Raw genomic sequence first — 24,561 nt, 5'->3', positions numbered from 1 at the left:
GCCGTTGGGCTGCGGCGTTCCCGCCGCGCTGGGGCCAGGTGTACAATCGCCGGTTTGTGCCTTGGTTCATTGCATTTAAGGATTTTCCAGGATGTTGCCGCGCTTCCCAGCCTTTAGCCGTTGCCTGTCCCTGGCCGCTGTCCTCGTGGCAGGGCCCGCGACAGCGCTGGAGTTTCCGCTGCCCCCGCCGGGGGAAGATATCGTCGGCCAGGTGCAGACGGTGGCCGCCAAATATGAAGACACCTTCGCTGACCTCGCCCAGGCCTATGATCTGGGGTACAACGAGATGCTCGCGGCCAACCCCGGCGTGGATGCCTGGCTACCCAAGCCGGGGACCGAAATCGTATTGCCCACGCGGTTCATTCTGCCGCCTGGTCCTCGCGAGGGGATCGTCATCAACCTGGCTGAATACCGGCTTTACTACTACCCGAAAGGGCAGGGCACAGTGCGCACCTACCCGCTGGGTATCGGGCGCGAAGGCTGGGGCTCGCCGGTAGCGACCACCAAGATCATCGCCAAGACGGCCAACCCGTCGTGGACGCCGCCTGCCTCGGTCAAGGCCGAGCATGCGGCCGATGGCGATCCGCTGCCGAACGTGGTGCCGCCAGGCCCGGACAACCCGCTGGGCCCCTTCAAGTTCTCCCTGGGCCTGCCTGGGTACCTGATTCATGGTTCGAACAAAAAGTTTGGGATTGGCACGCGCACCAGTCATGGTTGCTTCCGCATGTACAACGAGAATGTGCTCGAACTCTCCACCCTGGTACCCGTAGGCACTCCGGTGCGAATCATCAATGAGCCTTACAAGTTCGGTGTGGCAAGCGGGCAGGTGTATCTGGAGGCGCACACGCCGCTGGATGCCCAGGGCGCTCCGTCTGGCGAGGACAAGCACACTGCGGTGATCAATGCATTGCTCAATCGCAAGGAACTCACCGGTGTAGTCAGCGTGGATTGGGACCGGGTGCGGGATGTGATCGGTGCCGAGGACGGGCTACCGGTAGTTATTGGCGCTCCCGGGAGCCCGGCATTGAGCACGGCGCCTGCGCAGCCGCTGTAACAAGGTGGCAATAAAAAACCGGCCTACATGCATAGGCCGGTTTTTTTTGCAGCTATCCCGAAGGATTACTTGCGGCTAGCCTTGTCGAGCATGCGCAGAGCGCGCTCGTTGGCTTCGTCTGCGGTCTGCTGGGCTTTCTGAGCGGCGGCCAGAGCTTCGTCAGCTTTGCGATACGCTTCGTCGGCACGGGCTTGTGCGCGAGCGGCAGCGTCTTCGGTAGCGGTCAGGCGAGCTTCGGATTCTTTGGACGCGCTGCTGCAGCCGGTAGCCAGAACGGCAGCCAGAGCCAGAGCAGAGAATTTCAGAACGTTGTTCATCGTGTTCCCCTTCAAAGGACTTTCTATTTAGTAGCCATTTCTCGAGGTCGAGAAAATAGCCGGCGTACATAGTACTCATTACTTGTAGTAAGTAAACTGGAACTGCGCAAGAACGGTTAAAAAATCTATCGGTTCAACGCCTGCGAAAAGGCTGATGGCGTAGTTGCGGCTCAGGATCCATATCAGTGGGGCAACTAGGGGATCAGCAGTTACACCTTATCGAACTTGCCACTAGTTGGAACTTGCAGTGACTTTCAGGGTCTAGGCGCAGTCCAACCCTCGGACGTTCGGCGCGTGATGTCCGCGGAACCGTTCGGGGGCCATGGGCTGTCAAATGCCGTAACGGTCCCGCCCGGTCCGCGAGCGCGATCGCCCGATTGCGACAGCAGTTCCAACAACGATGAAACAGCGGTATGGTAGGGGTCTAATTCCAAGACCCGCGAGGATTCGAAATGAGCGAGGCGTTGTCCATTCATCATGACCAGGCAGGTCATCAGTTCGAGACCAACGTGGACGGCCATCGTGCTTACCTGACCTACATGGATCTGGGCAAGCAGACGCTGGATATCTACCGCACGTTTGTTCCCAATGCCCTGCGAGGCAGGGGGATAGCCGCCGCCCTGACCGAAAAAGCCCTTGAGTACGCCGAAAGCATGGGCTACACGGTCATTCCTTCCTGCTCGTATGTAGAGCGGTATATGGAACGCCACCAGCGGCGGGCCGCCAAGCTGTAAGCGAGCGCCTTACACGAAAACGCCGGGTTATCCCGGCGTTTCATCGTGGCCAGCCCAGAACTGCCTCAGCCGCGCTGACGCCCCGCCAGAAGTGGCTTGAGCTTGTCTCTCATCGCCCGAATGCTTTGCTCGGTCGTGCTCCAGCCGATACAGGCGTCAGTCACCGATACGCCATATTGGAGCTCGGAAAGGTCCTTGGGGATCGCCTGGGCGCCGGCGTTGATATGGCTTTCAACCATCAGGCCGATGATCGACGTATTGCCCTCGACGATCTGGTTCGCCACGTTCTCCATCACCAGAGGCTGCAGCGCCGGATCCTTGTTGGAGTTGGCGTGGCTGCAGTCGATCATGATGTTAGGGCGAATGCCGGCTTTGTCCAGCGCTTGCTCGCACAGTGCCACGCTCACCGAATCATAGTTGGGCTTGCCGTTGCCGCCGCGCAGTACCACATGGCCATAGGCGTTGCCCTTGGTGGTGACGATGGACACGCCGCCTTCCGGGTTGATGCCCAGGAAACGATGGGGCTTGGAAACGGACTGCAAGGCGTTGATCGCAACGGTGAGGCCGCCGTCGGTGCCATTCTTGAAGCCAACTGCCGAAGACAAACCGGACGCCATTTCGCGGTGGGTCTGGGATTCGGTGGTGCGGGCGCCGATGGCGGACCAACTGATCAGGTCCTGCAGGTATTGCGGCGAAATCGGGTCCAGCGCTTCAGTGGCCGTAGGCAGGCCCATTTCAGCCAGGTCAAGCAACAGCTGGCGCCCGATATGCAAGCCATCGGCGATCTTGAAGGAGTCGTCCAGGTAAGGGTCGTTGATCAGGCCCTTCCAGCCTACGGTGGTGCGCGGCTTCTCGAAATACACTCGCATCACCAGATACAGCGTGTCGGACACTTCCTCGGCCAGGGCTTTCAAGCGTCGGGCGTAGTCGTGGGCGGCTTCGATATCGTGAATCGAGCACGGCCCGATTACCACGAACACGCGGTGGTCGTTGCCGTCCAGAATGTTGCGAATCACATCCCGGCCTTTGGCCACGGTCGCTTGCGCTGCGTCGCTGAGAGGGATGTCGCGCTTGAGTTGATCGGGGGTGATCAGCGTCTCGTTCGAGGCGACGTTTAGATCGTTGATCGGTAAATCGGCCATGGTGGTACTCGTTATCAGGCAGGTCAGGCGCGACCGGGCGAGCGGTGGGCGCGGGGGTGCCGAACCTTAACGCGTTCTGCGGCCCTTCGACAATGCCTTGGGCTGCCCTTTGGACGAGGCGGGCCGCGGGCGATGGGATACCTGCCGCTTTACCGTGCCGCTGCTAGACTTGGCCGTATCGCCGCCGACGAGGGCGGCGCGGGAGCGCAGATGATTCGTTCGATGTTGTACGCCACCGACCTGGGCGCCTACGCGCCGCTTGTGTTGCAACATGCGCTGGCCCTGGCGCGCAAGTTCGAGGCGGAGTTACACGTGATCCATGCCGTGGAGCCGATGGGCAGCTTCGCGGAGTCGGTACTGCAGAGTTACCTCGACGCGCCTACGCTGAGCGAGCTGCATGGCACGGGGGTGAGCGTGATGATGGCTAACATCGAAAAGCGCGTACTGGACAACTTCTGTGAAGACCTCGCCGACGGTGAGCGGGATCTGGACCTGATCCAGGCTGTGCGGGTGCGCCAAGGGGACCCGGCCGAAGTCATCCTCGACCAGGCCCGAAGGCTGCAGGTAGACCTGCTGGTGCTTGGCAGCCACAGCCGGGTTACCGAAGCGGAATTGCCGCTGGGCCGAACCGCAGCCAGAGTGCTGCAGCTTGCCGAGGTTCCGGTGTACCTCGTGCCGCTCACCCAGGCCCCGGGGCGGCGAAAAACATAAAATATGTTTTCAAAATGTTCTAGATTCTCGCCCAGACCATCAATATAGTTATAACCCTTGCCGTCACCCCCTTACTTGCAAGCGGGGAACGGAGCATTGGGCCTTGGGGGGTCGCGAATGAAGCTTCAGCAGCTGCGCTATATCTGGGAAGTCGCTCACCATGATTTGAACGTCTCCGCCACAGCGCAGAGCCTCTATACCTCTCAGCCAGGCATCAGCAAGCAGATCCGCCTGCTTGAAGACGAACTCGGTGTGGAAGTGTTCGCCCGAAGCGGCAAGCACCTGACGCGCGTGACCCCTGCAGGTGAGCGAATTATTACCACGGCAGGCGAAATACTGCGCAAGGTCGAAAGCATCAAGCAAATCGCTCAGGAATTTTCCAACGAGAAAAAGGGTACGCTGTCCATTGCCACTACCCACACCCAGGCCCGGTACGCATTGCCCCCGGTAATCAGCGCGTTCATCAAGCAGTACCCGGAAGTTGCCCTGCATATGCATCAGGGCTCGCCGATGCAGATCGCCGAAATGGCCGCAGACGGTACAGTGGATTTCGCCATCGCCACCGAGGCGCTGGAGCTGTTCGGCGACCTGATCATGATGCCTTGCTACCGCTGGAACCGCTGCGTGGTAGTGCCGCAAGGCCACCCGTTGACCAAGCTGCCCAAGCTCACGCTTGAGGTATTGGCCGAACACCCTATCGTGACCTACGTGTTCGGCTTCACGGGGCGGTCCAAGCTGGACGAAGCTTTCAGCCATCGGGGCCTTACGCCCAAGGTGGTGTTTACCGCCGCCGACGCGGACGTGATCAAGACCTATGTGCGGCTGGGCCTGGGCGTGGGGATCGTTGCCCATATGGCAGTGGACCCCAAACAGGACAGCGATCTGGTGGTGCTCGACGCCGATCACCTGTTCGAAGCCAGTGTCACCAAGATCGGCTTCCGCCGCGGCACCTTCCTGCGTGGTTTCATGTGCGACTTCATCGAGCGCTTCGCCCCGCACCTCACGCGCGAAGTGATGGCCAAGGCGATTGCCTGCCATAACAAGCAGGAGCTCGAAGAGCTGTTCGACGGGGTAGAGCTGCCCGTGCATTGATGGGCGCATAGGCCATAAAAAAACCGCCCGGAAAGGGCGGTTTTTGCATTGCGGGCTGCTTAGAACTTGTAGGTAAGCGAGCTACCGAAGCCGTGAGCGCTGTTGTGGTAGGTAGCGTTGTAGGTATCGGATTTCACGTCCACGCTTTCTTCCTTGAGGTAGGAGTAAGCGAAGTCCACCGTGATGTTGTCGGTTGGGCTGTAACCGGCACCCAAGCTGAAGATGCGACGGTCACCCGACGGGATGCGCGGCGAACGGTTGGTGTTGTTGGTGGGCGACTGGTCCACGCTGAAGCCGGTGCGCAGCGTCCATTCCTTGTTAACCTTGTAGGCAGCGCCGATGGCGTGTGCCCAGGTGTCGTGCCAGTTCTGTTCTTCGGTGATGGTCCCCAAAGCTGGTGCCACTGCCGCAGGCACGTTCGAGTTATCGACGGTGATGTCCTTCAGGCGGCTCCAACGGGTCCAGGTGCTGCCACCGTAGATAGTCCACTGATCGTTCAGCTGATGAGTGAAGGACAGGTCCACGGACTCTGGCGTGGTCAGGTCCAGAGATGCATCACTTTTGAAGTTGAAGGAGATCGGGGCCAGCGGGGTAGGCCGCAGATTGCGCACCTTCGTATTACCGTCCAGCTTGTAGTCCACTTTCGAGTGGTACGTCAGGCCAATGCGGGTGCTGTCCGTGGCCTGCACCAGAATACCGGCGTTGAAGCCCACTGCAGTATCGTCGCCCTTGATCTTCACTTCGCCGTCGCTGCCAGCCTGGCCGCGAGCGATGCTGTAGACGTCTGGGGTGCGAGAGGTGAGCTCACCTTCGATACGGTTGAACGTAGGGCCGATACCGATCGACACCTTATCGTTGAACGCATAGCTGATGGTGGGCTGGAAAGTAATGACTTTTACAACGCTTTTGTCCGCTTCGTAACGGCCGGCGTAGCCGCTTTCATAGTCGGTTGCCAGCCCGAACGGTACATACACACCGAAGCCAACAGCCCACTGGTCATTGAGCGGCTTTACGTAATAGCCCATGGGCACGCCAACCAGCGGCACCATATCGCCTTTGTTGCTTCCGCCCAAGCGGGCGCTGGAATCGTCAATATCCGTGTCCGCATAGATACCTGCGGCGCCTACGGTAAATTGCTCACGCTTGAGGAAGGCCATGCCCGCCGGGTTGCCGGCTACGGTGCTGGCGTCCTCTGCCGATGACGATCGACCCGCGAAGCCCACGCCCATGCCGCTGATGCTTTGCTCATTGATGGCAAAGCCGCTCGCGAAGAGTTGAGTGGAGGCAAGCGTGACTGCGAGGCCGAGGCTCGATCTGATCATGACTTTTTTCATTGTTGTTGTTACTCCGTGGGTGATCACCGCCGCAAATTACCAATAAAACCCACACGGCGCCATAGCCCTGTATCAGGCTAGATAGAGCCTTTTTGTAGGACAATCCGATCATTGGGCTGTCTGGCTGGTCAGTTTCGCTCGATGGGGTACAACAAGGGGATCACGTTTTGACAACGTTTTTTTGACGAGAAGCCGCCGGAAAACTTCCACTCAGGGCTGGAAGGGGCATGCCAGCTGGGTTTGGCCGGGCTGATAGGTTTATTGACGCTGTAGGAAGGCACGTTTCAGCATTTTGCGAAGCGGCAGAGGGCAATCTGACCGGAGGGCGCTTGCCGGTCGGCATACTTCAGCGATTTTTTTGTAACAAGGGAGAAAAACAGGCGGCCCCCACGCGTGGCAGCGATCAATCGGACGGGGACCGCCTGGGAGCGGCCGGCCGCTCGCCGTACGCTCAAGTTAAAGCATAGCTTTAACTTTGCCGCGTAAAGTGACGTCTGTCGGAAGGTTCGCAGGCGGGCCGTGCGCGGATCTACTGCTTAGGCAACCAGAGACTGGCGGGCGCGTTCGATCACAGCTTGCAGCGGTGCGGGCGCTGCATATTGTTCAGGGTAGAGACGCTGGGTGTGGCGTGCCACGCCGTGCTCGTTCACTACAGAGAAGCTGAAGCTGTCATTGCGAGCGGCAAGGATCACGCAGCGCAGTGGAGCGAATGCTTGGGACAAGGTATGGATAGCGGATTGGGTCTGGGTATTGAAGGTCATTATTGTGTTCCTGCGATTGACACGGATCAGAGCCGTGCGGCATTGAATTTGTTCCGGCCCGCAATAACGTATGTGCGGGAAACCTGCCAGAACAGTACAGCTCGCCTGTGACGTCAATATGAACGCACGGCAGGCGGCGGTAAGTACGCAAGACGAGAGGCGCCACGACCCAGGTTACGGAAGGTCGGGGAAAGCCTGGGGAAGCGAGACAGCGGGGCGTGACACGAGGGACGCTTGGCGCTGGCCTGAAGGCCGAGTGGGGTCCGAGAAAACAGCGGGATGCAAGGCCAAAGCGGCCTGCGATAAAGCTGGAGGGACTTGAGCGGCCGAAATTGCTTTCAGCTTTTGTACAAACTGCGGCGAAACCTACAGGTAAATAGTCGGCTCTGCAACGTTCAAATGTTCAACCCGACGAACGGTGGGCGCGCTCGGCGAGTTCCTTGCGATGTGTCAGTGCCCACGGCAGTGCAGGGACTTGCGCCAACCTAGGGCGTTGTGCACATGATGAAGCAGGATTGTCATATTCCCGACGGGCGTATTGGCCAAGGTTCCGTACCCTTCGTTTATTTTTTAAGTCAATGAAAAAAAACAGTTTTTAGAGCTGGTGAAAAAATGGACAGTTTGTCTGCAGGCCCCGGTTTATCGGGCTTTGCGGACGCCCGGGGGGTGTTGTCCACTGAGTTATCCACAGCTTCTGTGGATTGTGAGGGCAGATTGCTCTAGGCCGATGTTCCCAGCGAAACGAGGCAAACGCGCGCTCTGGCCAATTACCACTGTCAAGGCCATCGCTGTAACTTTTCGGCATAACCTCGCTCACGGGTAGAATGCTTCAGCCACGTTCCCGCGCCTGGCGCGCGCGTCATCCTTTTGACCGATTCCCTCATGCCTGATGAAGCCCTTCACCTGCTTATCGCCGCCCTGGCTGCGGCCGTTCCGTTCATTGGCGTTGCCTGGCATTTCCATCGCACGGCTCAAGCTGCGCGCGAAGCGTTGCCCTTGCTGGAGGAGCGTTTACGGGTAGCGCAGCTCAGTGAACAGGTATTGGAGCAGCGGGTGCAAGCGCAGGCCTTGGAGCTGTCGTCGCTTGGCGAACAGCAAGCCGGCGTACGCGCCGAGCTTGCCGCAGCCGGCCGCGAACTCGAGCTGCTGCGCATGGAGGTGGACAACGGTCGCGATGCCGCCCATGCGTGGGCACATGAACGAGGGCAGCGTGAAGGCGAGCTGCGCCAGCTTGAGGCCCGATGCGCTGGCTTGAGCGCGGAGTTGCAGGAGCAACGTGAAGGGCACGAGCAGCGTTTGCAGGACATGCAGAACGCGCGCGATGACCTGCGGGCACAGTTCGCGGAGCTGGCGGGAAAGATTTTCGAGGAGCGCGAGCAACGTTTCGCCGAAAACAGCCAGCAGCGGCTCGGGCAGCTGCTTGATCCGCTGCGCGACCGCATCCAGGCGTTCGAAAAGCGGGTAGAGGACAGCTACAACAATGAAGCGCGTGAGCGGTTTTCGCTGGCCAAGGAGCTCGAACGCCTTCAGCAACTCAACCTGCGCTTGAGTGACGAGGCCACCAACCTCACCCAGGCATTGAAGGGGCAGAAAACCCAAGGCAACTGGGGTGAGTTGGTGCTCGAACGCGTGCTGGAACATGCCGGCCTGCAAAAAGGCCGGGAATACCGCACTCAGGTGAACCTTAAAAGCGCTGACGGTGAGCGGTTCCAGCCGGACGTGCTGGTCACCCTGCCTGGCGATAAACAAGTGGTAGTCGACGCAAAGGTCAGCCTGACTGCTTGGCAGCAGTACATCGCGGCCTCTGAAGCGGACGTGGCGCAGGGCGCGCTCAAGCAGCATGTGCACAGCCTGCGCTCGCATATCAAAGGGCTGGCCGGAAAGGATTACAGCCGCCTCGAAGGGCTGCACAGCCTCGATTTCGTGCTGCTGTTCGTGCCTATCGAGGCGGCGTTTTCTGCGGCCTTGCAGCACGACCCCGGCCTGTTCCAGGAGGCTTTCGACAAGCAGATCGTGGTAGTGAGCCCTACAACGTTATTGGCCACGCTGAAGGTGGTCGACAGCTTGTGGAAGCAGGAGCGCCAAAGCCAGAACGCCCGCGAAATCGCGGAGCGCGCCGGCTGGCTTTATGACAAGTTCGTGCTGTTTATCCAGGACCTGGATGAGGTGGGCAACCGCCTGCAACAGTTGGACAAGGCCTACGCGAGCGCCCGCAACAAGCTGACCGAAGGGCGTGGCAACCTGGTCAGCCGCAGTGAACAGCTCAAGTTGCTCGGCGCGCGAGCCAGCAAGAGCCTGCCGGCAGACCTGCTCGACCGTGCGCTGGCGGCGGCCGAAGACGGCGCGGCAGGCCCGCTGGAAAATGACTCAAGCCCGCGCCAGATCATGGCGGGTGAGGTACCGACCAAGTAACGCGCGCAATGCTGCGGGTTTCAGCGGCTTGGACAAGTAGTCCAGGCCGGCGGCATGAACCTGGGCGATGGTCTCGGCGCGACCATCGGCGCTGATCACCACGCCGGGCACTGGCGCGTTGAGCTGGGTGCGCAACCAGGCTACCAGCGCTGTCCCGGTCTCGCCGTCATCCAGGTGGTAATCCACCAACGCCAGCGTGGGCTGGGCGCCTTCTGCCAGCAACGCGGCGCAGCCGGCGCGGTCGGTCGCGGTCCACACGGTACAGCCCCAACGGGTGAGGAGGCTGGCCATGCCCGTAAGGATGCTGGTTTCGTTGTCCACGCACAGTACGCGTAACCCGCTCAGGGGTTGTGTGGCGGGCAGCGCGGCCCGCTGCGGCGCTGCTTCGGATTCGGCAACTGGCACGGTCACGCTGAACACGCTGCCCCGGCCTGGCCAGGAGCGCACTTCAAGGCGATGCCCCAGCAAGCGGCACAGCCCATCGGCGATAGCCAGGCCCAGCCCAAGCCCTTTTTCGGCGCGGGTCTGGTGGCTGTCCAAGCGTTTGAACTCCTCGAAAATCACCCCCAGTTTGTCATCGGGTATCCCTGGGCCTCGGTCCCACACTTCTAGCCGTACCGCGTTGCCCTGCCGGCGCACGCCCAGCAGTACCGGCCCTTTGGCGTAGCGGAAGGCATTGGTGAGGAAATTCTGCAGAATGCGCCGCACCAGCTTGATGTCGCTGTCCACCCGCAGGTTGCTGCCACGTAACCGGAAGCTCAGGCCTTGTTCCTGGGCCAAGGCTGTGAATTCGGTGCCCAGCGCGCCGTACAACTCGCTGACGGAAAACGCATTGCGGTTCGGCGTGACTCGCCCGTTTTCAAGTCGAGAAATGTCCAGCAAATCGCCGATCAGGTCCTCGGCCGAGCGCAACGCGCTATCCATGTGCCGAACCAGTTGGGCAGCGTCTGCCGGTAGGTCGGCGCCATGGTGGCCAAGGGCGGCGCAGAACAGCCGGGCCGCGTTCATTGGCTGCATCAGGTCATGGCCTACCGCAGCGAGGAAGCGGCTCTTGGATCGGTTGGCGGTTTCGGCATGTGCCTTGGCCTCGATCAGTGCGTGGTTGAGTGCGGACAGTTCACCCGTACGTTCAGCTACGCGCAGCTCCAGGCTTTCGTTGGCGTGCTTGAGTGCACGCTCCGCCTCCCGGTAGGCGGTGATGTCGGTGAAGCTCATCACAAAGCCGCCCCCGGGCATGGGGTTGCCGATAAGCTCGATCACCTGGCCGTTCGGGAATACCCGCTCCGAGGTGTGCGCGCGCCCCTGCCGCATGTAATGCAGACGGCGCGCCACGTGGACTTCCGCCTCTCCGGGGCCGCAGAAGCCGCGCTCGGCGTTGAACCGGATAATCTCGGCAATGGGGCGCCCCACCGCGATCAGCCCTTCGGGGTAGTTGAACAGCTCGAGGTAGCGGCGGTTCCAGGCCACCAGGCGCAAGTGCTGGTCGACCACGCTGATGCCTTGGGTGATGTTTTCGATCGCGCCTTGCAGCAATGCGCGGTTGAACTGAAGCACCTCGGAGGCTTCGTCGGCAATGCGAACCACGTCCTCCAGCTGCATGTCGCGGCCTTCGATGGCGGCTTTCACCACGGCCCGGGTGGAGGAGGTGCCCAGGGTACCGGCCAGCAGCCGTTCGGTATGGGCGATCCATTCCGGGTCGGCGGTCTGGCTGGGGTTGAAGCCCTTGCCCTGGCGGTAGGCAAAGCGGCTGAAGCTTTGTTGCGCGCGCTCTTCCCCCACAAAGCGGCTCGCCAGCTTCAACAGGTCGTCCAGCTGTACCGCCAACAGGCCTTTGCTGTTGGGACGCAGGCTTTGCTGGTGGCCCACGAAGCGCCCCGCCTGCCAGTGCTCCGACACCCGGGTGCGCGACAGCACCGACACCCACACGAACAGGATGAAATTACCCGCCAGCGACAGCACCACCCCTTGAGTGAGTGGGGAAATAGGCAAATGCAATGGGTTGCCGTGTAGCCAGCTCAGGGCCGGGAAGGCCGCCAGCGGCCACCCCAGGCTGTGCGCGGCAATGGGCAATACCAGGGCGTAAAACCACAGAAAGCTGCCTGCGGCCAGGCCCGCGAATACACCACGGCGGTTGGCCTGTTTCCAGTACAGCGCGCCAACCATCGCGGGTGTGAGCTGGGCCACGGCGGCAAAGGCGATCTGCCCGATGGTCGCCAGGCTGGCGGTAGAGCCCAGCAGGCGGTAGCTCACGTAGGCCAGCAGCAGAATGGCCAGAATGCTTACCCGCCGTGCCGACAACATCCAGTGGCGGAAGGCTTCGAACGGGCGCTCGGTGCGCTGGCGCCGGAGCAGCCAGGGCAACAGGATGTCATTGGAGACCATGGTCGACAGCGCCACGCTTTCCACGATCACCATTCCCGTAGCCGCGGAAGCGCCGCCAATGAATGCAAGCAGCGCCAAGGCCGGGTGCGCTTCAGCCAAGGGAAGGCTGATCACGAAGGAATCGCGGATCACCGCTTCAGGCAGCAGCATTCGCCCGGCGAGGGCAATCGGCACCACAAACAACGCCGCCAGCAGCAGGTAACCCGGGAATACCCAGCGCGCCAGGCGAAAATCCCGCGGCTCGATGTTCTCTACCACAGTGACCTGAAACTGGCGTGGCAGGCAGATCATCGCCATTACCGCCACCCCGGTCTGCACCAGCATCGAGGGCCAATTGATCGTTTCGCTCCAGTAGTTTTCCAGCGCTGGGGCCAGGCGCGCCTGGGCAAGCAGGTCGCCGAAGCCGTCATACAAGCCGTAGGTGATGAAAGCGCCCACTGCGAGGAACGCGAAAAGTTTGACCAAGGCTTCAAACGCAATGGCCAGCACCATGCCGCGATGGTGCTCGGTCACGTCCAGGCTGCGGGTGCCGAACACGATGGTAAACAACGCCAGCACCAGGGACACCACCATGGCGGTGTCCTGCACGCGAGGGCCGGTAGCATCGGCACTGGCACCGATCAACAGGTTCACCCCCAGCACGATGCCTTTGAGCTGCAGCGCAATATAAGGGAGCATCCCGATCAGGCAGATAAGCGCCACCACCACCGCCAGGGATTGGGATTTGCCGTACCGCGCCGCGATGAAGTCGGCGATGGATGTGATGTTTTCCTGCTTGCTGATCAACACCATCTTTTGCAGCACCCGAGGCGCCAGCAGCAACAGCAGGGCAGGGCCCAGGTAGATGGGGAGGAAGGCCCAAAGCTGCTCGGCGGCCTGGCCCACTGCGCCGAAGAAGGTCCAGCTGGTGCAGTACACAGCCAACGACAGGCTATACACCCAGGCCCTGAGCCGAGGCGATAACGTGGTTTGCCGACGGTCGCCCCAATAGGCGATGGCGAACATGACGGCCATATAGGCCAGGGCGACCGCGGCGATCAGCCCGCTGGAAAGCGACATTGCGGCTCCATGGTGGCAATAAGCGCAAACGGGGAGTCTGGCATGGCCGGGCCGGTTCGTCAGGCGCGACCATGGTCTATCCCGAACCAGCACACTTACACGTGTGGCTTTTTTCTCAAACGGGCGTTCCAATAGGGCAAAGCCAGTCACTGGCCCACCATGAGACCCAAGGACGATGAGTTCACAGCTGCAGCTGTTGCGTACGCGGCGCTTTTTGCCGTTTTTCCTTACCCAGGCGCTGGGTGCCTTCAACGATAACGTGTTCAAGCAGTCGTTGATCCTGGCCATCCTTTACAAGCTCAGTATCGAGGGCGATCGCACCTTCTGGATCAACCTCTGCGCATTGCTGTTCATCCTGCCCTTCTTTCTGTTCTCGGCATTGGCCGGGCAGATCGGCGAACGCTTCGCCAAGGATCGCCTGATCCGCGCGATCAAGCTGGCGGAGGTGCTGATCATGGGAATTGGCGCGGCTGGCTTCTTCTACGGCCAGTTGCCGTTGCTGCTGCTGACCTTGTTTGCCATGGGTACCCATTCGGCCGTGTTCGGCCCGGTTAAATATTCCATCCTCCCCCAGGCCTTGAGCCCCAGGGAGTTGCTGGGCGGTAACGGCCTGGTTGAAATGGGTACGTTCCTGGCCATTCTGGGCGGGACGATCAGCGCCGGGGTGTTGATGGCCGAGCAGGTATATGCGCCGGGGGTGGCCATCGCGATTGTGACCGTCGCGGCGATGGGCTACCTGGCCAGCCGCGCCATTCCGCCGGCTGCGGCATCCGCCCCCGGCCTGCGAATCAACTGGAATGTGCCGGTACAAACCTGGCGTACTTTGCGGCTGGGGCTGGGGCAAACCCAGGCTGTGTCGCGATCGTTGCTGGGTAACTCCTGGTTCTGGTTCGTAGGGGCTATTTACCTCACCCAGATACCCACCTACGCCAAGGTGTGGCTGCACGGCGATGAAACCGCGGTCACGCTGGTGCTCACGGTATTTTCGGTGGGTATCGCCGCAGGCTCGATGCTCTGCGAGCGGCTGTCGGGGCGGCAGGTGGAGATCGGCCTGGTGCCCTTCGGCTCGTTTGGCCTGACGTTGTTCGGCCTGTTGTGGTGGTGGCATTCGGGGAATGTGCCAGCGCCTGAGCACGGCGAGAGCCTGGGCTGGCTCCAATTGCTGGGAACGGCTGCGGTATGGCCGGTGCTGCTGGACATTCTCGGGCTGGGGATATTCGGCGGCTTTTATATCGTGCCCCTCTATGCGTTGATCCAGTCGCGCACGCCCGAGCACCAGCGCGCCCAGGTCATCGCGGCCAACAACATCCTCAACGCATTGTTCATGGTGGTATCGGCCATCGTGGCGGTGGCATTGCTCAGCGGGGCAGGCTTGAGCATTCCGCAGTTGTTCCTGGTGGTGTCGCTGATGAACATCGCCGTCAACGCCTACATCTTCAAGATCGTGCCCGAGTTCAGCGTTCGCTTCCTGATCTGGCTACTCAGCCACTCGATGTACCGGGTGCGCCACGAAGGGCTGGATAACATCCCCGACGAGGGCGCAGCGTTGCTGGTGTGCAACCACGTGTCATTCGTGGACGCGCTGCTGATCGCTGGCGCGGTGAGGCGGCCGGTGCGCTTCGTGATGTATTACCGGATCTACAACCTGCCGGTACTTAACTTCTTCTTCCGCACCGTTGGCGCCATTCCAATCGCCGGGCGCTCCGAAGACCTGCTTATTTATGAGCGCGCGTTCCGCGACATCGCCGGCTACCTGGCGGCAGGTGAACTGGTGTGCGTGTTCCCGGAAGGCAAGCTGACCACGGATGGAGAGATCGACGCCTTCAAAAGCGGCACCACCACCATTCTGGGGCAAACCGCTGTGCCGGTGATCCCGATGGCACTGCGTGGGTTGTGGGGCAGCTTCTTCAGCCGCGCGCCGCACAAGGGGCTGTTCCGCCGCTTCTGGTCGCGGGTAGCCGTGGTCGCCGGCCCAGCGGTGAACGAGGGAGAGCACTTGCCGGGGCGGTTGCGGGAGAGGGTGCAGGCGTTGCGAGGGATGGAACGATAGTGGGGCTCCGCCCGAGTCCCACGAGGGTGATGTATGCCCTGTGGGAGACGGGTGGAACTCGCGAATGGGCGGATTACTCCGTCCCTTTCATCCTTCGGAAGAAGGTAGAAAGCAGCGCCCCGGAGATGTTGTGCCACACGCTGAACAGCGCGCTGGGCACGGCGGCAATGGGAGAAATGTGCGCCGCAGCCAGCGCCGCGCCCAAGCCGGAATTCTGCATGCCCACCTCCAGCGCCAGCGATTTGCGCTGGGCCAGCGGCAGCCCGCACAGGCGGCCGGTGAAGTAGCCCAGCAAGTACCCGAAGCCGTTGTGCAGCATCACTACAGCCATGATCAGAAGGCCGGATTCGGCAATGCGTGCCTGGCTGGCGGCCACCACCGCGCACACGATCATCACGATGCTCACCACCGACACGAGCGGCAGTACATCCACCGCCACGGCCACCGCGGCGCCCAGCAGGCGCTGGGCGATCACGCCCAGTACGATCGGCAGCATCACGAACTGCAGGATGGACCAGAACATGTCCCAGAAGCTCACCGGCATCCATGCCGACGCCAGCAGCCAGATGAGCGTAGGCGTGAGCAATGGGGCGAGCAGCGTTGTAACCGCGGCGATGGCCACGGACAGCGCCAGGTCACCCTTGGCCAGCCAGGTCATCACGTTCGAGGAGGTGCCACTTGGGCAGCAGCCTACCAGGATCACACCCACGGCGATGTCGGGCGGCAAGTGAAACGCCTGGCACAGCACCCACGCCACGCCCGGCATGATCACGAAATGCGCGACCACGCCTAGCCCCACCCGCCAAGGGTGGCGGAACACCTCGGCAAAATCGTCCAGGCGCAGGGTAAGCCCCATGCCGAACATCACCAGCCCCAGCAACGGCACGATCGCGCCCTTCAGCCCGATGAACCAAGCTGGCTGCATGAATGCCAGCAGGGCGAACAACAACACCCAGATGGCAAAGGTATTCCCCACGAAACGGCTGAAAGCGGCCAGGGCGCGCATGACGTGTCCTTCTTATAGTAATGACCGGGTAAGGGTGGTTCAGATGCCTTGCGGGATTTCTTCGCCGCCCAGCGCCTCGAACAGCGCCGGCAGGAAGTCACCGAAGGTGAGCATCATCAGGGTGAAGCTGGCGTCCAGTTGGCTCAGCGCCTCTTCGCCGCCGTCTTCCTCGGCCTGATCCTGCAGCAGCTCCTCGAAACGCAGCCGCTTGACCACCATCTTGTCGTCCAGCACGAACGACAATTTGTCCTGCCAGGCCATGGCCAGCTGGGTGACCTGTTTGCCGGTATTAAGGTGCAGCTGGATTTCATCGCTGGTGAGGTCCTGGCGCTTGCAGCGAACGATGCCGCCATCTTCGCCGGTGTCACGCAGTTCGCACTCGTCCAGCACGAAGAAGTCTGCCGCCGCCTGCTGGCTTTTCACCCAGTCGGTCATGGTGGCGGTAGGGGCGATCTTCACCGACAGCGGCCGCACCGGCAGCGAGCCCATCACCTCGCGCAGGGTAGACAGCAAATCTTCGGCGCGCTTGGCGCTGGCCGAGTTCACCAGAATCAACCCTTGCTTGGGGGCGATGGCAGCGAAGGTGCTGGAGCGACGAATAAAGGCGCGCGGCAGGAAGGCCTGGATGACCTCGTCCTTGATCTGGTCGCGTTCCTTCTTATAGACCTTGCGCATCTGCTCGGCCTCGATCTCTTCGACCTTTTCCTGCACCGCGTCGCGGACCACGCTGCCGGGCAGAATGCGCTCTTCCTTGCGAGCGGCGATCAGCAGGAAGTCCTGGCTTACATGCACCAGCGGCGCATCCTCGCCCTTGCCGAACGGTGCCACAAAACCATAAGTGGCCAGTTCCTGGCTGGCGCAGGCGCGCGCCGGCTTGCTGGCCAATGCGTCTTCCAGCGCTTGAGCGTCGAACGGCACATCCTGGGTGAGGCGATAGACAAGCAGGTTTTTGAACCACATGGGCGGGTGTCTCTGTTAATACACAAGCCGCGCATTATTCGCTCTGTTTCACCTCAGGCCAAGCGTGGGCTAAGTCTTTGGAAGGGCAGGAAAAACTTTTTAAAAAAACGCTTGCCAGCAGGGAAGGCCGTCCGTAGAATGCGCGCCACACCGAGAGACAAAGGGTGATTAGCTCAGCTGGGAGAGCATCTGCCTTACAAGCAGAGGGTCGGCGGTTCGATCCCGTCATCACCCACCACTCGTGTGTATCGCGCAGCGGTAGTTCAGTCGGTTAGAATACCGGCCTGTCACGCCGGGGGTCGCGGGTTCGAGTCCCGTCCGCTGCGCCATATTTGCTTCAAGGGCCCACTGAACACCCTTGAGCTACTGAAGAAGGCGACCTTAACCGGTCGCCTTTTTTATTGCCTGCGATTTATCACCCACGCGCCCGCGAGCCGTTCGACCCGTTTTCATGGGCCAGGAACAGCCCCGTGGCTTCCGGTTCGGTCTGGTTGATCGCCCCCAGCTGATGTATCAATTGCGCCGGGCGGCTGCCACGCAAGCCCGCCAGGGTCAGTTCGCCGTCGCGCACATAGGTGAATACGCCGCTCACCGAAAACGCTGTCACATAGCGAATATGCTCGGCCAGCCCCCGGGTAGCCTGGCGAAACGCCGTGGACTCGAACAGCCGCCGCCGCGCCAATGCCGATTCGAACACCACTTCCAACATTGCCAGGTGCAGGCGGGCCGCCGGCGATTCGTGCCGCACGTTCGGGGACGGGGGGTTGGGGCGGGCGTTATCGTAAGGTACAGGCAGGTGCAGGCGTACCTTCATCACGGCGGGGTCTGCCACCAGCGCGGCGGCCACTTGCTGGCGCAGGAAGGCCTTGAACGCGTCGCTGTTACCGGCCTCGCCGTGGAAATGGATATGCAGGCGGTCCAGCGGTACGGTTTCGTTGGGGCAGGGGTCGGCCAGGTAATCCACGAGGGTGGTTGAGCCTTCAGGCAAGTCGTAGCAGAGGGTTTCCTCGAACACGTTCTGCTCGTCCACGAACAACACTTTGCTCGCCGCCTTGAAGCGTTGCTGATCAGCCGCCGAAGCGAAGCCGATTTCCACTGCGCCATCCAGTACATAGCCCGGCAACGGTGCAATCCCTTCGATCAAGGGCCATAAATGCGCATCGTGCTCGCGGGCGAAGTGGTATTGCACGTACCACCCCAGCCCGGGGATGCGCGCGCACAGGGGGCCGTGCACGTCACGCCAGTACGCCGCGAACAGCTCATGGGGAACCTTGGGGTGGCGTAATACGGTGGTGTAGGAATTGATGGCGATGCTGTGGTCGCGCGAGGACGAGTCCAGTGCGGTAAATGGGTTGTCCATGTGGGTTGGTCCCTGTGTGCTGCCCTGAACCATAGGACACAGGCGCAGCGGTGTTCTCACGGGCGTTGCGTCGACTTCCCGACGTGAGGTAGGCCTGCGGGCAAGCCTTGGGGCCGCTACGCTTGGAGCGTTGCGCTGGCGCGAGCCTTGCAACGGGTTTGTTCTTTGCCTGCCGCGCCTGGAGCCCCTACATGAGCTGCCCCGAAAACATCGATCAAACGGAATGGACCCTGCGTTGCGAACTGGCCGCGCTGTACCGGCTGATCGCACACTTTCGCATGACCGACCTGATCGACACCCATATCAGCCTGCGCGTGCCGGGCCCGGAGCATCATTTCCTGATCAACCGATACGGCGTGCTGTTCGACCACATGCGTGCCAGTGACCTGGTACTGATCGACCGCGACGGCCGCCGGGTAAACCCGGCCTATAAGGATCACAACGTCAACGAAGCCGGCTTCGTGATTCACTCGGCCATTCATATGGCAAGGCCGGATATGAACTGCGTGATCCACACCCATACCGCCGCTGGTATGGCCGTATCCACCCAGGCTCAGGGCCTGCTGCCCATCACTCAGCATGCGCTGAAGTTCTACGGCAAGTTGGCCTATCACGCCTACGAAGGCGTGGCGCTGTGCCTGAGCGAGCGGGAGCGGCTGGTACGCGACCTGGGCCCGCATCGGGCAATGATCCTGCGTAATCACGGCTTGTTGGCCGGCGGCCGTAACGTGGCCGAAGCCTTCCATGAGATTCACTTCCTCGAGCGTGCCTGCCAGGCACAGGTGCAAGCGCTGGCGGGTGGCAGTGAGCTGATCTACCCCTCCGATGAGGTGTGCCGCCTGACCGCCAGCCAGTTCACCGACGATGAAGAAGGTATGGCGTTGATCCAGCTGGCCTGGGATGCCGCGCTCAAGTTGATTGCACATCAGCGCGAGGACTACTGCTCATGAGCGGGGTGGTATTGGTAAGCGGTACCGCCGACCTGGCCGAACTGCGCCCGGCGATCCAGTCACTGGCACCCGACCTGCCGGTGTACCTGCATGGAGAGCCTGGGGCCGAGCATGCCGACGTTGCCGCCTGCTGGTGCCCCGCGCCGGGGAGCCTGGGCAATTACCCGCGGCTGCGGTTGGTGCAATCCATCGCCGCCGGGATCGACAACGTGCTCCGCGACCCCAGCCGGCCGGCGGATGTGCCGGTGTGCAGAATCGTGGATGCAGACCACCGTCAGGGCATGACCGAGTACGTGATCTGGGCCGTGCTGCACTATCACCGCCATCTCGATACAGTGGTCGCCAACCAGGCGCGGGCGGTATGGGCTGAACCACCCCAGCACCCGGCCAGCGCTCGAACGGTGGGTATCCTCGGGCTGGGCGCTCTGGGGGCGCATGCTGCTTCGGCATTGGTGGGGTTGGGCTTCAAGGTGCGTGGCTGGGCCCGGTCGGCCAAGGCCATCGAAGGGGTTACCAGCTTCGCCGGGCCGGCTGAGTTACCGGCATTTCTGAGCGGGGTGAACATCCTGGTGTGCCTGCTGCCGCTTACTGAAGAAACCTGCGGCGTGCTGAATGCAGGCGCCTTCGAGCATCTTGCCCCTGGCGCGGCCCTGATCAACTGCGGGCGCGGCGAGCATGTGGTGCTGCCGGACCTACTGGCCGCCCTGGAGGGTGGGAAATTGCGTGGCGCGGTGCTGGATGTGTTCGAACACGAGCCGTTGCCGGCGGATAATCCGCTATGGCGTACGCCGGGAGTGATCATCACCCCGCACATGGCGTCGTCGGCTTCGGTCGAGGGTATCGCCCGGCAGGTGGTAGCCAATGTTCAGCGGCTTAAAGCGGGGGAAACATTGCTGAACCAGGCAGATCCTGAGGCAGGGTACTGAGGCAGGGTATTGAACGGACGCTGTTACACCGTCTGGAACACTTCAAGCGGGGCGTGGGAGCCCTTGCCGCGCAGTTCATTGATGGCGTGAAGCAGGATAACCACCAGCACCTTGTCGTTGTGCCACTGGCGCGACTCCAGGCTGCGCTGCACCTTGGCCGGTATCTGCGGGTCCACCAGGGTCAGCAACACCTGCTCGCCGCGGGCTTCTACCGTGTGTTTCACAGGCGGATCCAGCCGCTCGAGCAGCAAGTGCAAATCTTTCATCGGCTATCTCCAAGGCGCCTACCTGACAGTTCTGCCAGCTATACAGGGCCAACCAACTGTACAGACTCTGTGAAGCATAGCCCCTTCGGAGTCGCCCCATGCCTGATACCGCCCTGCAGCTGCTGGCAACTGACCCGCGGCAGTCTGTGTTGATGCGGCTGGGCACTTCCAGATCTGCGTCATTTATGCCTTTTGGCTATTCGCCGGAGCAAGGTTGGCCTGTTGGCTATGGGGCCCTGCACCTGGAGCCCGAGGGGGTGTTTCTATTAGGTAATGGATATCGGGGGTATTCCCCAACCCTGCTTCGCTTTACCAGGCCGGATGACTGGAGCCCGTTTGGAGCGGGTGGCACGAACGCTTATGCATATTGCAGGGGTGAGCCAATGAACCATGACGATCCGAGAGGCGAATCTGCTCGCTTACTATTCTGGATCGCCAAATATATGAAACGGGTCGGCTTACCATTGGAGCTGCCATCACAGCATCCGATTACCACGCGATTGGCCTCTAAGCCGGTCGGGAAGGTATTGCCAAACAAACCTCCTATCGCAATTAAGGTGGATGGTTCGGAGGTGCCTTCGCCTTCTAGGCCGCGCGGTGCAACTCCGCCAAGGTCACCTGTGCCTGATCTTATACGGGAACCTTCTCGCGCCCGGTTGCGGTCCAGGTCTCCGATCGATAGGCCTGCGGGCCGTACGGACTCATCTGATTCCGACGACGAATGGGGCGGCCCAGGGAACTACCCTCGAATCGTATCGGGTAGGACTATTACTTGAGAGCCTGACAGTTCTACCTTGCGTGTACCAACTGGCACACAATCTGCTCTACCTACCTCCATCTCCGCCCAGTCGCCGGTTTCCCGGCGCGGGCTCAATTGGCTGAGGTAGCGCATGCGGTTTTCCTGTGTGGGTTGTGGCAAGTGCTGTAACGATCATCACGTTCCGCTCACCCTCGATGAGGCAAAGCAGTGGGCGGCTGACGGGGGCACGTTGATCGTGCTGACCGAAGGCTTCCTGGACGATGAGCGCCTGGCGCTAGACCCAGCTCTGCAGCATGCGCAGCGGCGTTCGCTGCGGGTACCCTGTGGCAGCACCCATGCCCATGTGGCTATTACCTTTGCCGCCTTCAACGTGGGGCCCTGCCGCAACCTGGACGAAAACCTGATGTGCCGGATCTACGACCGCCGGCCATTGGTATGCCGCATTTATCCGGCGGAAATCAACCCGCACATTCCGCTGCGCGCCGAGAACAAAGACTGCCCGCCGCAGGCGTGGGAGCAGGGGCCAGTACTGATCCATGGCGGGAAGGCAGTGGCGACTGAACTGGAGCAACTGATTGAGCGCTCGCGCCAGGCAGACCGTGACGACATCGCCGCCAAGGCCGCTATCTGCAAACTGCTGGGGATACGCACCATGGCGCTGAAGGGCGAGGGGTTCACAGCGTTCATGCCGGACATGCGCCACTTCATGCAAGCGGCAGAGCGCGTGGAGGCATTGGGGTTGGCGGCATTGGCGGCGGATCAGCCTTGGTCGCTGCATGCGCCGAGCGAGGAGTTGGTGGCGCGCCTGGAGGACACCGGCGCGCTGATCGCCGCTGCCCTGGAGCAGCAGAACTCGGCGTACATTCCGCTGCGCAAGGTGTCCTGACGGACAGTAATGTTCGCAGGCCCCGCCAGCTCCCACACGCCGCGTTGTAGGAGCCAGTGAAACTGGCGAACGGGGGTTAGAAGTCCACGGTACCGGAGAACTTCACCAGGCGAGGCTCGCCCTGGGTCAGGTAGCCACCGTAGGCCGACGCCCAGTAGTTCTTGTCGGTGATGTTTTCCACGTTCATGCGCAAGGTCACGTCCTTCTGGCTGACCTTGAATTTGTAACGGGCACCGGCATCGAAGCGGTTCCAGGTGGGTAGGGTGAGGGTGTTCTTGGCGTCGGCATACTGGCCGCCAGTACGCAGCATACGGGCGTTCAAGGCCACGCCTTCCAGGCCCGGTACATCCCAGTCCACGCTGGCGTTCATGGTGAAGGTTGGTACGCCTACGGCGTCTTTGCCTTCTGTAGTGGCATCATTGGTGTTCCGCACTTCGGTGAAGATGCGCGTGGCACCTGCCATCAGGCGCAGGCCGTCAACAGGTTCGCCGAACAGGTTGAGTTCGACGCCCTTATTAATCTGGTCTCCTTCTGCAACGAACAGGTTGCTCGAGTTTACATAGCCATCAGTAGGCTTCTCGATACGGAATACCCCGAACGTTGCGCCATAGGTCTCCCCATCGAACTTCACACCGGCTTCTATTTGCTTAGTACGCCCTGGAGCGAAGGTCGTATTACTGTTACTGGCCGTTGCGGCCGGTGTAGGGCCTTGCGCCAGACCTTCAATGCGGTTCGCATAGAAGGAAACACTGTCCCAAGGCTTGTAGACTATGCCGTACACAGGCGTAGTGATCGATTCATCGTAGCTGGCATTTCTGTCGCCGGTGTAGCTCGCCAGTGTGCCGCCTTCGTATGAATAGCCTTTAACGATCAGCTCCTGGCGTCGCAGCCCTGCGGTCAACAGCACGGTGTCATCGAAGAAGCCGAAGGTATCGGATATCGCCACGCTTCGATTATTCGTACGGCCTGTAACAGACAAATCACCCAGGTCACCACCGGTGAACCAGGCATTGGTCGGCTTGGACAGCGCGGTCGGATGATAGATGTTGGTAACACCACCGTTGCCGTTATAGAACTCGAACGCGCTTTCCTGGCGAGTCCATATCTCGGCGGCACCAATAGCGACCTGATGGCTAACCGGCCCGGTTTGGAACTTGCCGTTCAAGCCGGCCAGCAAGCTTATGTTGTCTTCATCGTGAGGAATGATCGATCCGCCAACGGTGGCCGCGCCTGTAGAGGCGTTGGTGAGTGTGGGCGTGGCATAAAAGCCGGTTTCCCGGGTATGTTTGCCGCCGCCCGCTACGTACGCCGTCCAATTGTCATTCAGATCATATTCGCCACGCATCATGGCGAAGGTGTCTTCGGTTTCGGTATAGCTCCAGTCCTGCCCGTAGTTCTTGCTGGCATCGGGCGCGCTAGGAATGCGGGTAAGGCCAGAGCCCAACTGTACCGAGTTGCGGCTGTGGTTGATCCGCTGCTTCTGGTACCCAAAATCGGTCGACACGCGGAAGCGATCACCGCGGTAGTCCAACCCGGCGACGAACAACTTGCTGCGCTGGTCCTGATCGTCGATTGCCGTTTCGCCCTCACGCTGGCTCAAGTTAACCCTCGCGCCAAAACGATTGTCTTCGCCAAAGCGTTGACCGATGTCCAGGTGCTCGCCAACGCGGCCATCGCTGGAGATGTCCTGCGTATACCGCCGAATCGGGGTATCGCTGGCACGCTTGGATACCAGGTTCACCGCGCCGCCCAAACCGGTACCCGTAGGGGATACACCGTTGAGGAACGAGTTCGGGCCCTTGAATACTTCCACGCGCTCCAACGCATCGGTAGACAGGATCTGCCGAGGCAATACGCCGTAAAGCCCGTTATAGGAAATGTCATCGCCGTTGAGGGTAAGGCCGCGAATCACGAACAGCTGGGAGTTATTGCCGTAGCCATACGCCTGCCTTACCGACGCATCGTTCATCAACACGTCGCCCACGTCCTCGGCCTGCTGGTCCTCGATCAGTTTCGAGGTGTAGCTGGTCATGGTGAACGGCACATCCATGATGTCCTTGTTGCCCAGAATGCCCAGCTGGCCACCGCGCGCAACCTGGCCACCGGCGAATTCGGGCGGCAGGGGGGTCTGTTCTTCGGTTTTTTGTGCGGTAACGTCGATAGCGCTGAGGTCCACGGCGTCCTCGGCGGCGTGGGCAGCGAAGGCAACGGAACAGCACAGGGCAAGCAGGGTAGGGCGGGACGGGAAGCGAACGGCCATCGGATGGTTCCTGGAACGGGTCAGGTCAGGGAAGTGCCTTCCTGGCAATAGGAATGAATCTCAGGCGCGAATGCTAGCAGCAGTCATTGCAAACTGTTATCAGTTTTTTCAACTTTTTTTCACATTTGTGAGCGGATTT

The 24,561-nt window shown here is 61.1% G+C and carries 20 protein-coding genes and 2 tRNA genes; 12 read left to right on the top strand and 10 right to left on the bottom strand.

Annotated features, from left to right (window positions below; all coding sequences use genetic code 11):
• The first annotated feature begins 91 nt into the window (after nt 1-91).
• Nucleotides 92-1,054, top strand: a complete 963-nt coding sequence (locus LG385_RS14180; RefSeq protein ID WP_225774828.1) for a L,D-transpeptidase family protein — start codon at nt 92-94, stop codon at nt 1,052-1,054.
• Between the two features lie 65 nt (nt 1,055-1,119).
• Here LG385_RS14180 and oprI read toward each other — a convergent pair whose 3' ends face one another.
• The gene (gene oprI / locus LG385_RS14175; protein ID WP_181114699.1) at nt 1,120-1,371 is read right to left on the bottom strand and encodes an outer membrane lipoprotei OprI; all 252 of its coding nucleotides are present in this window, start codon (nt 1,369-1,371) and stop codon (nt 1,120-1,122) included.
• Nucleotides 1,372-1,823: 452 nt separating this feature from the next.
• Between oprI and LG385_RS14170 the strand changes: the two genes are divergently transcribed.
• On the top strand, nt 1,824-2,105 hold the full coding sequence (locus LG385_RS14170) for a GNAT family N-acetyltransferase (RefSeq protein WP_225774827.1): 282 nt from the start codon (nt 1,824-1,826) through the stop codon (nt 2,103-2,105).
• Between the two features lie 65 nt (nt 2,106-2,170).
• On the opposite strand, the gene LG385_RS14165 is transcribed toward LG385_RS14170, so the two are convergent.
• The gene (locus LG385_RS14165) at nt 2,171-3,247 is read right to left on the bottom strand and encodes a 3-deoxy-7-phosphoheptulonate synthase (RefSeq protein WP_225774826.1); all 1,077 of its coding nucleotides are present in this window, start codon (nt 3,245-3,247) and stop codon (nt 2,171-2,173) included.
• Nucleotides 3,248-3,457: 210 nt separating this feature from the next.
• Between LG385_RS14165 and LG385_RS14160 the strand changes: the two genes are divergently transcribed.
• The gene (locus LG385_RS14160) at nt 3,458-3,958 is read left to right on the top strand and encodes a universal stress protein (protein WP_225774825.1); all 501 of its coding nucleotides are present in this window, start codon (nt 3,458-3,460) and stop codon (nt 3,956-3,958) included.
• A 117-nt stretch (nt 3,959-4,075) separates the two neighbouring features.
• On the top strand, nt 4,076-5,050 hold the full coding sequence (gene cysB, locus LG385_RS14155; protein WP_225774824.1) for an HTH-type transcriptional regulator CysB: 975 nt from the start codon (nt 4,076-4,078) through the stop codon (nt 5,048-5,050).
• Nucleotides 5,051-5,109: 59 nt separating this feature from the next.
• Here the strand turns inward: cysB and LG385_RS14150 are convergent, their stop codons facing one another.
• Entirely contained in the window at nt 5,110-6,384 is a 1,275-nt protein-coding gene (locus LG385_RS14150) for an OmpP1/FadL family transporter (RefSeq protein ID WP_225774823.1), read from the bottom strand.
• Nucleotides 6,385-6,920: 536 nt separating this feature from the next.
• Nucleotides 6,921-7,145, bottom strand: a complete 225-nt coding sequence (locus tag LG385_RS14145; protein ID WP_181114683.1) for a hypothetical protein — start codon at nt 7,143-7,145, stop codon at nt 6,921-6,923.
• Between the two features lie 882 nt (nt 7,146-8,027).
• Here LG385_RS14145 and rmuC point away from each other — a divergent pair.
• On the top strand, nt 8,028-9,557 hold the full coding sequence (gene rmuC, locus LG385_RS14140; RefSeq protein ID WP_225774822.1) for a DNA recombination protein RmuC: 1,530 nt from the start codon (nt 8,028-8,030) through the stop codon (nt 9,555-9,557).
• On the opposite strand, the gene LG385_RS14135 is transcribed toward rmuC, so the two are convergent.
• Nucleotides 9,513-12,998, bottom strand: a complete 3,486-nt coding sequence (locus LG385_RS14135; protein WP_225774821.1) for a hybrid sensor histidine kinase/response regulator — start codon at nt 12,996-12,998, stop codon at nt 9,513-9,515. The genes rmuC and LG385_RS14135 overlap by 45 nt on opposite strands.
• A 175-nt stretch (nt 12,999-13,173) precedes the next feature.
• Between LG385_RS14135 and LG385_RS14130 the strand changes: the two genes are divergently transcribed.
• Nucleotides 13,174-15,048 (top strand): MFS transporter, encoded by a 1,875-nt coding sequence (locus LG385_RS14130; RefSeq protein WP_225774820.1) that lies wholly within the window; start codon nt 13,174-13,176, stop codon nt 15,046-15,048.
• 73 nt (nt 15,049-15,121) lie between these two features.
• Here LG385_RS14130 and LG385_RS14125 read toward each other — a convergent pair whose 3' ends face one another.
• Nucleotides 15,122-16,054, bottom strand: a complete 933-nt coding sequence (locus LG385_RS14125) for a bile acid:sodium symporter family protein (protein WP_225774819.1) — start codon at nt 16,052-16,054, stop codon at nt 15,122-15,124.
• Between the two features lie 39 nt (nt 16,055-16,093).
• Nucleotides 16,094-17,014: a recombination-associated protein RdgC gene (gene rdgC / locus LG385_RS14120; RefSeq protein WP_225774818.1), complete on the bottom strand. Its 921-nt coding sequence runs from the start codon at nt 17,012-17,014 to the stop codon at nt 16,094-16,096.
• Nucleotides 17,015-17,176: 162 nt separating this feature from the next.
• Between rdgC and LG385_RS14115 the strand changes: the two genes are divergently transcribed.
• Nucleotides 17,177-17,252, top strand: a tRNA-Val gene (locus LG385_RS14115).
• A 14-nt stretch (nt 17,253-17,266) separates the two neighbouring features.
• A tRNA-Asp gene (locus LG385_RS14110) sits at nt 17,267-17,343 on the top strand.
• Between the two features lie 86 nt (nt 17,344-17,429).
• Here the strand turns inward: LG385_RS14110 and LG385_RS14105 are convergent.
• Nucleotides 17,430-18,374, bottom strand: coding sequence for a hypothetical protein (locus LG385_RS14105; protein WP_225774817.1), 945 nt, complete (start codon nt 18,372-18,374; stop codon nt 17,430-17,432).
• Nucleotides 18,375-18,565: 191 nt separating this feature from the next.
• On the opposite strand from LG385_RS14105, the gene LG385_RS14100 reads away from it, so the two are divergent.
• Together LG385_RS14100 and LG385_RS14095 are read left to right on the top strand one after the other, a co-directional pair.
• Nucleotides 18,566-19,324, top strand: coding sequence for a class II aldolase/adducin family protein (locus tag LG385_RS14100; RefSeq protein WP_225774816.1), 759 nt, complete (start codon nt 18,566-18,568; stop codon nt 19,322-19,324).
• A complete protein-coding gene (locus tag LG385_RS14095) occupies nt 19,321-20,250 on the top strand; it encodes a 2-hydroxyacid dehydrogenase (RefSeq protein WP_225774815.1) in 930 nt (309 codons plus the stop codon). Before LG385_RS14100 ends, LG385_RS14095 begins: the two co-directional genes overlap by 4 nt.
• A gap of 23 nt (nt 20,251-20,273) precedes the next feature.
• On the opposite strand, the gene LG385_RS14090 is transcribed toward LG385_RS14095, so the two are convergent.
• Nucleotides 20,274-20,516 (bottom strand): hypothetical protein, encoded by a 243-nt coding sequence (locus LG385_RS14090; protein ID WP_225774814.1) that lies wholly within the window; start codon nt 20,514-20,516, stop codon nt 20,274-20,276.
• A 98-nt stretch (nt 20,517-20,614) separates the two neighbouring features.
• On the opposite strand from LG385_RS14090, the gene LG385_RS14085 reads away from it, so the two are divergent.
• Complete coding sequence (locus LG385_RS14085; protein ID WP_318781397.1) at nt 20,615-21,292, top strand: RHS repeat-associated core domain-containing protein; 678 nt, start codon at nt 20,615-20,617, stop codon at nt 21,290-21,292.
• A 114-nt stretch (nt 21,293-21,406) separates the two neighbouring features.
• Nucleotides 21,407-22,162: a YkgJ family cysteine cluster protein gene (locus tag LG385_RS14080; protein WP_225774813.1), complete on the top strand. Its 756-nt coding sequence runs from the start codon at nt 21,407-21,409 to the stop codon at nt 22,160-22,162.
• A 76-nt stretch (nt 22,163-22,238) separates the two neighbouring features.
• Here LG385_RS14080 and LG385_RS14075 read toward each other — a convergent pair whose 3' ends face one another.
• Nucleotides 22,239-24,422, bottom strand: coding sequence for a TonB-dependent receptor (locus tag LG385_RS14075; RefSeq protein WP_225774812.1), 2,184 nt, complete (start codon nt 24,420-24,422; stop codon nt 22,239-22,241).
• Nucleotides 24,423-24,561: the final 139 nt, after the last annotated feature.

Origin of the sequence: Pseudomonas sp. Marseille-Q5115, from assembly GCF_916618905.1 — a bacterium.
GTDB lineage: Bacteria > Pseudomonadota > Gammaproteobacteria > Pseudomonadales > Pseudomonadaceae > Aquipseudomonas > Aquipseudomonas japonica_A.
This window is presented reverse-complemented; position numbering and strand designations above follow the sequence as displayed.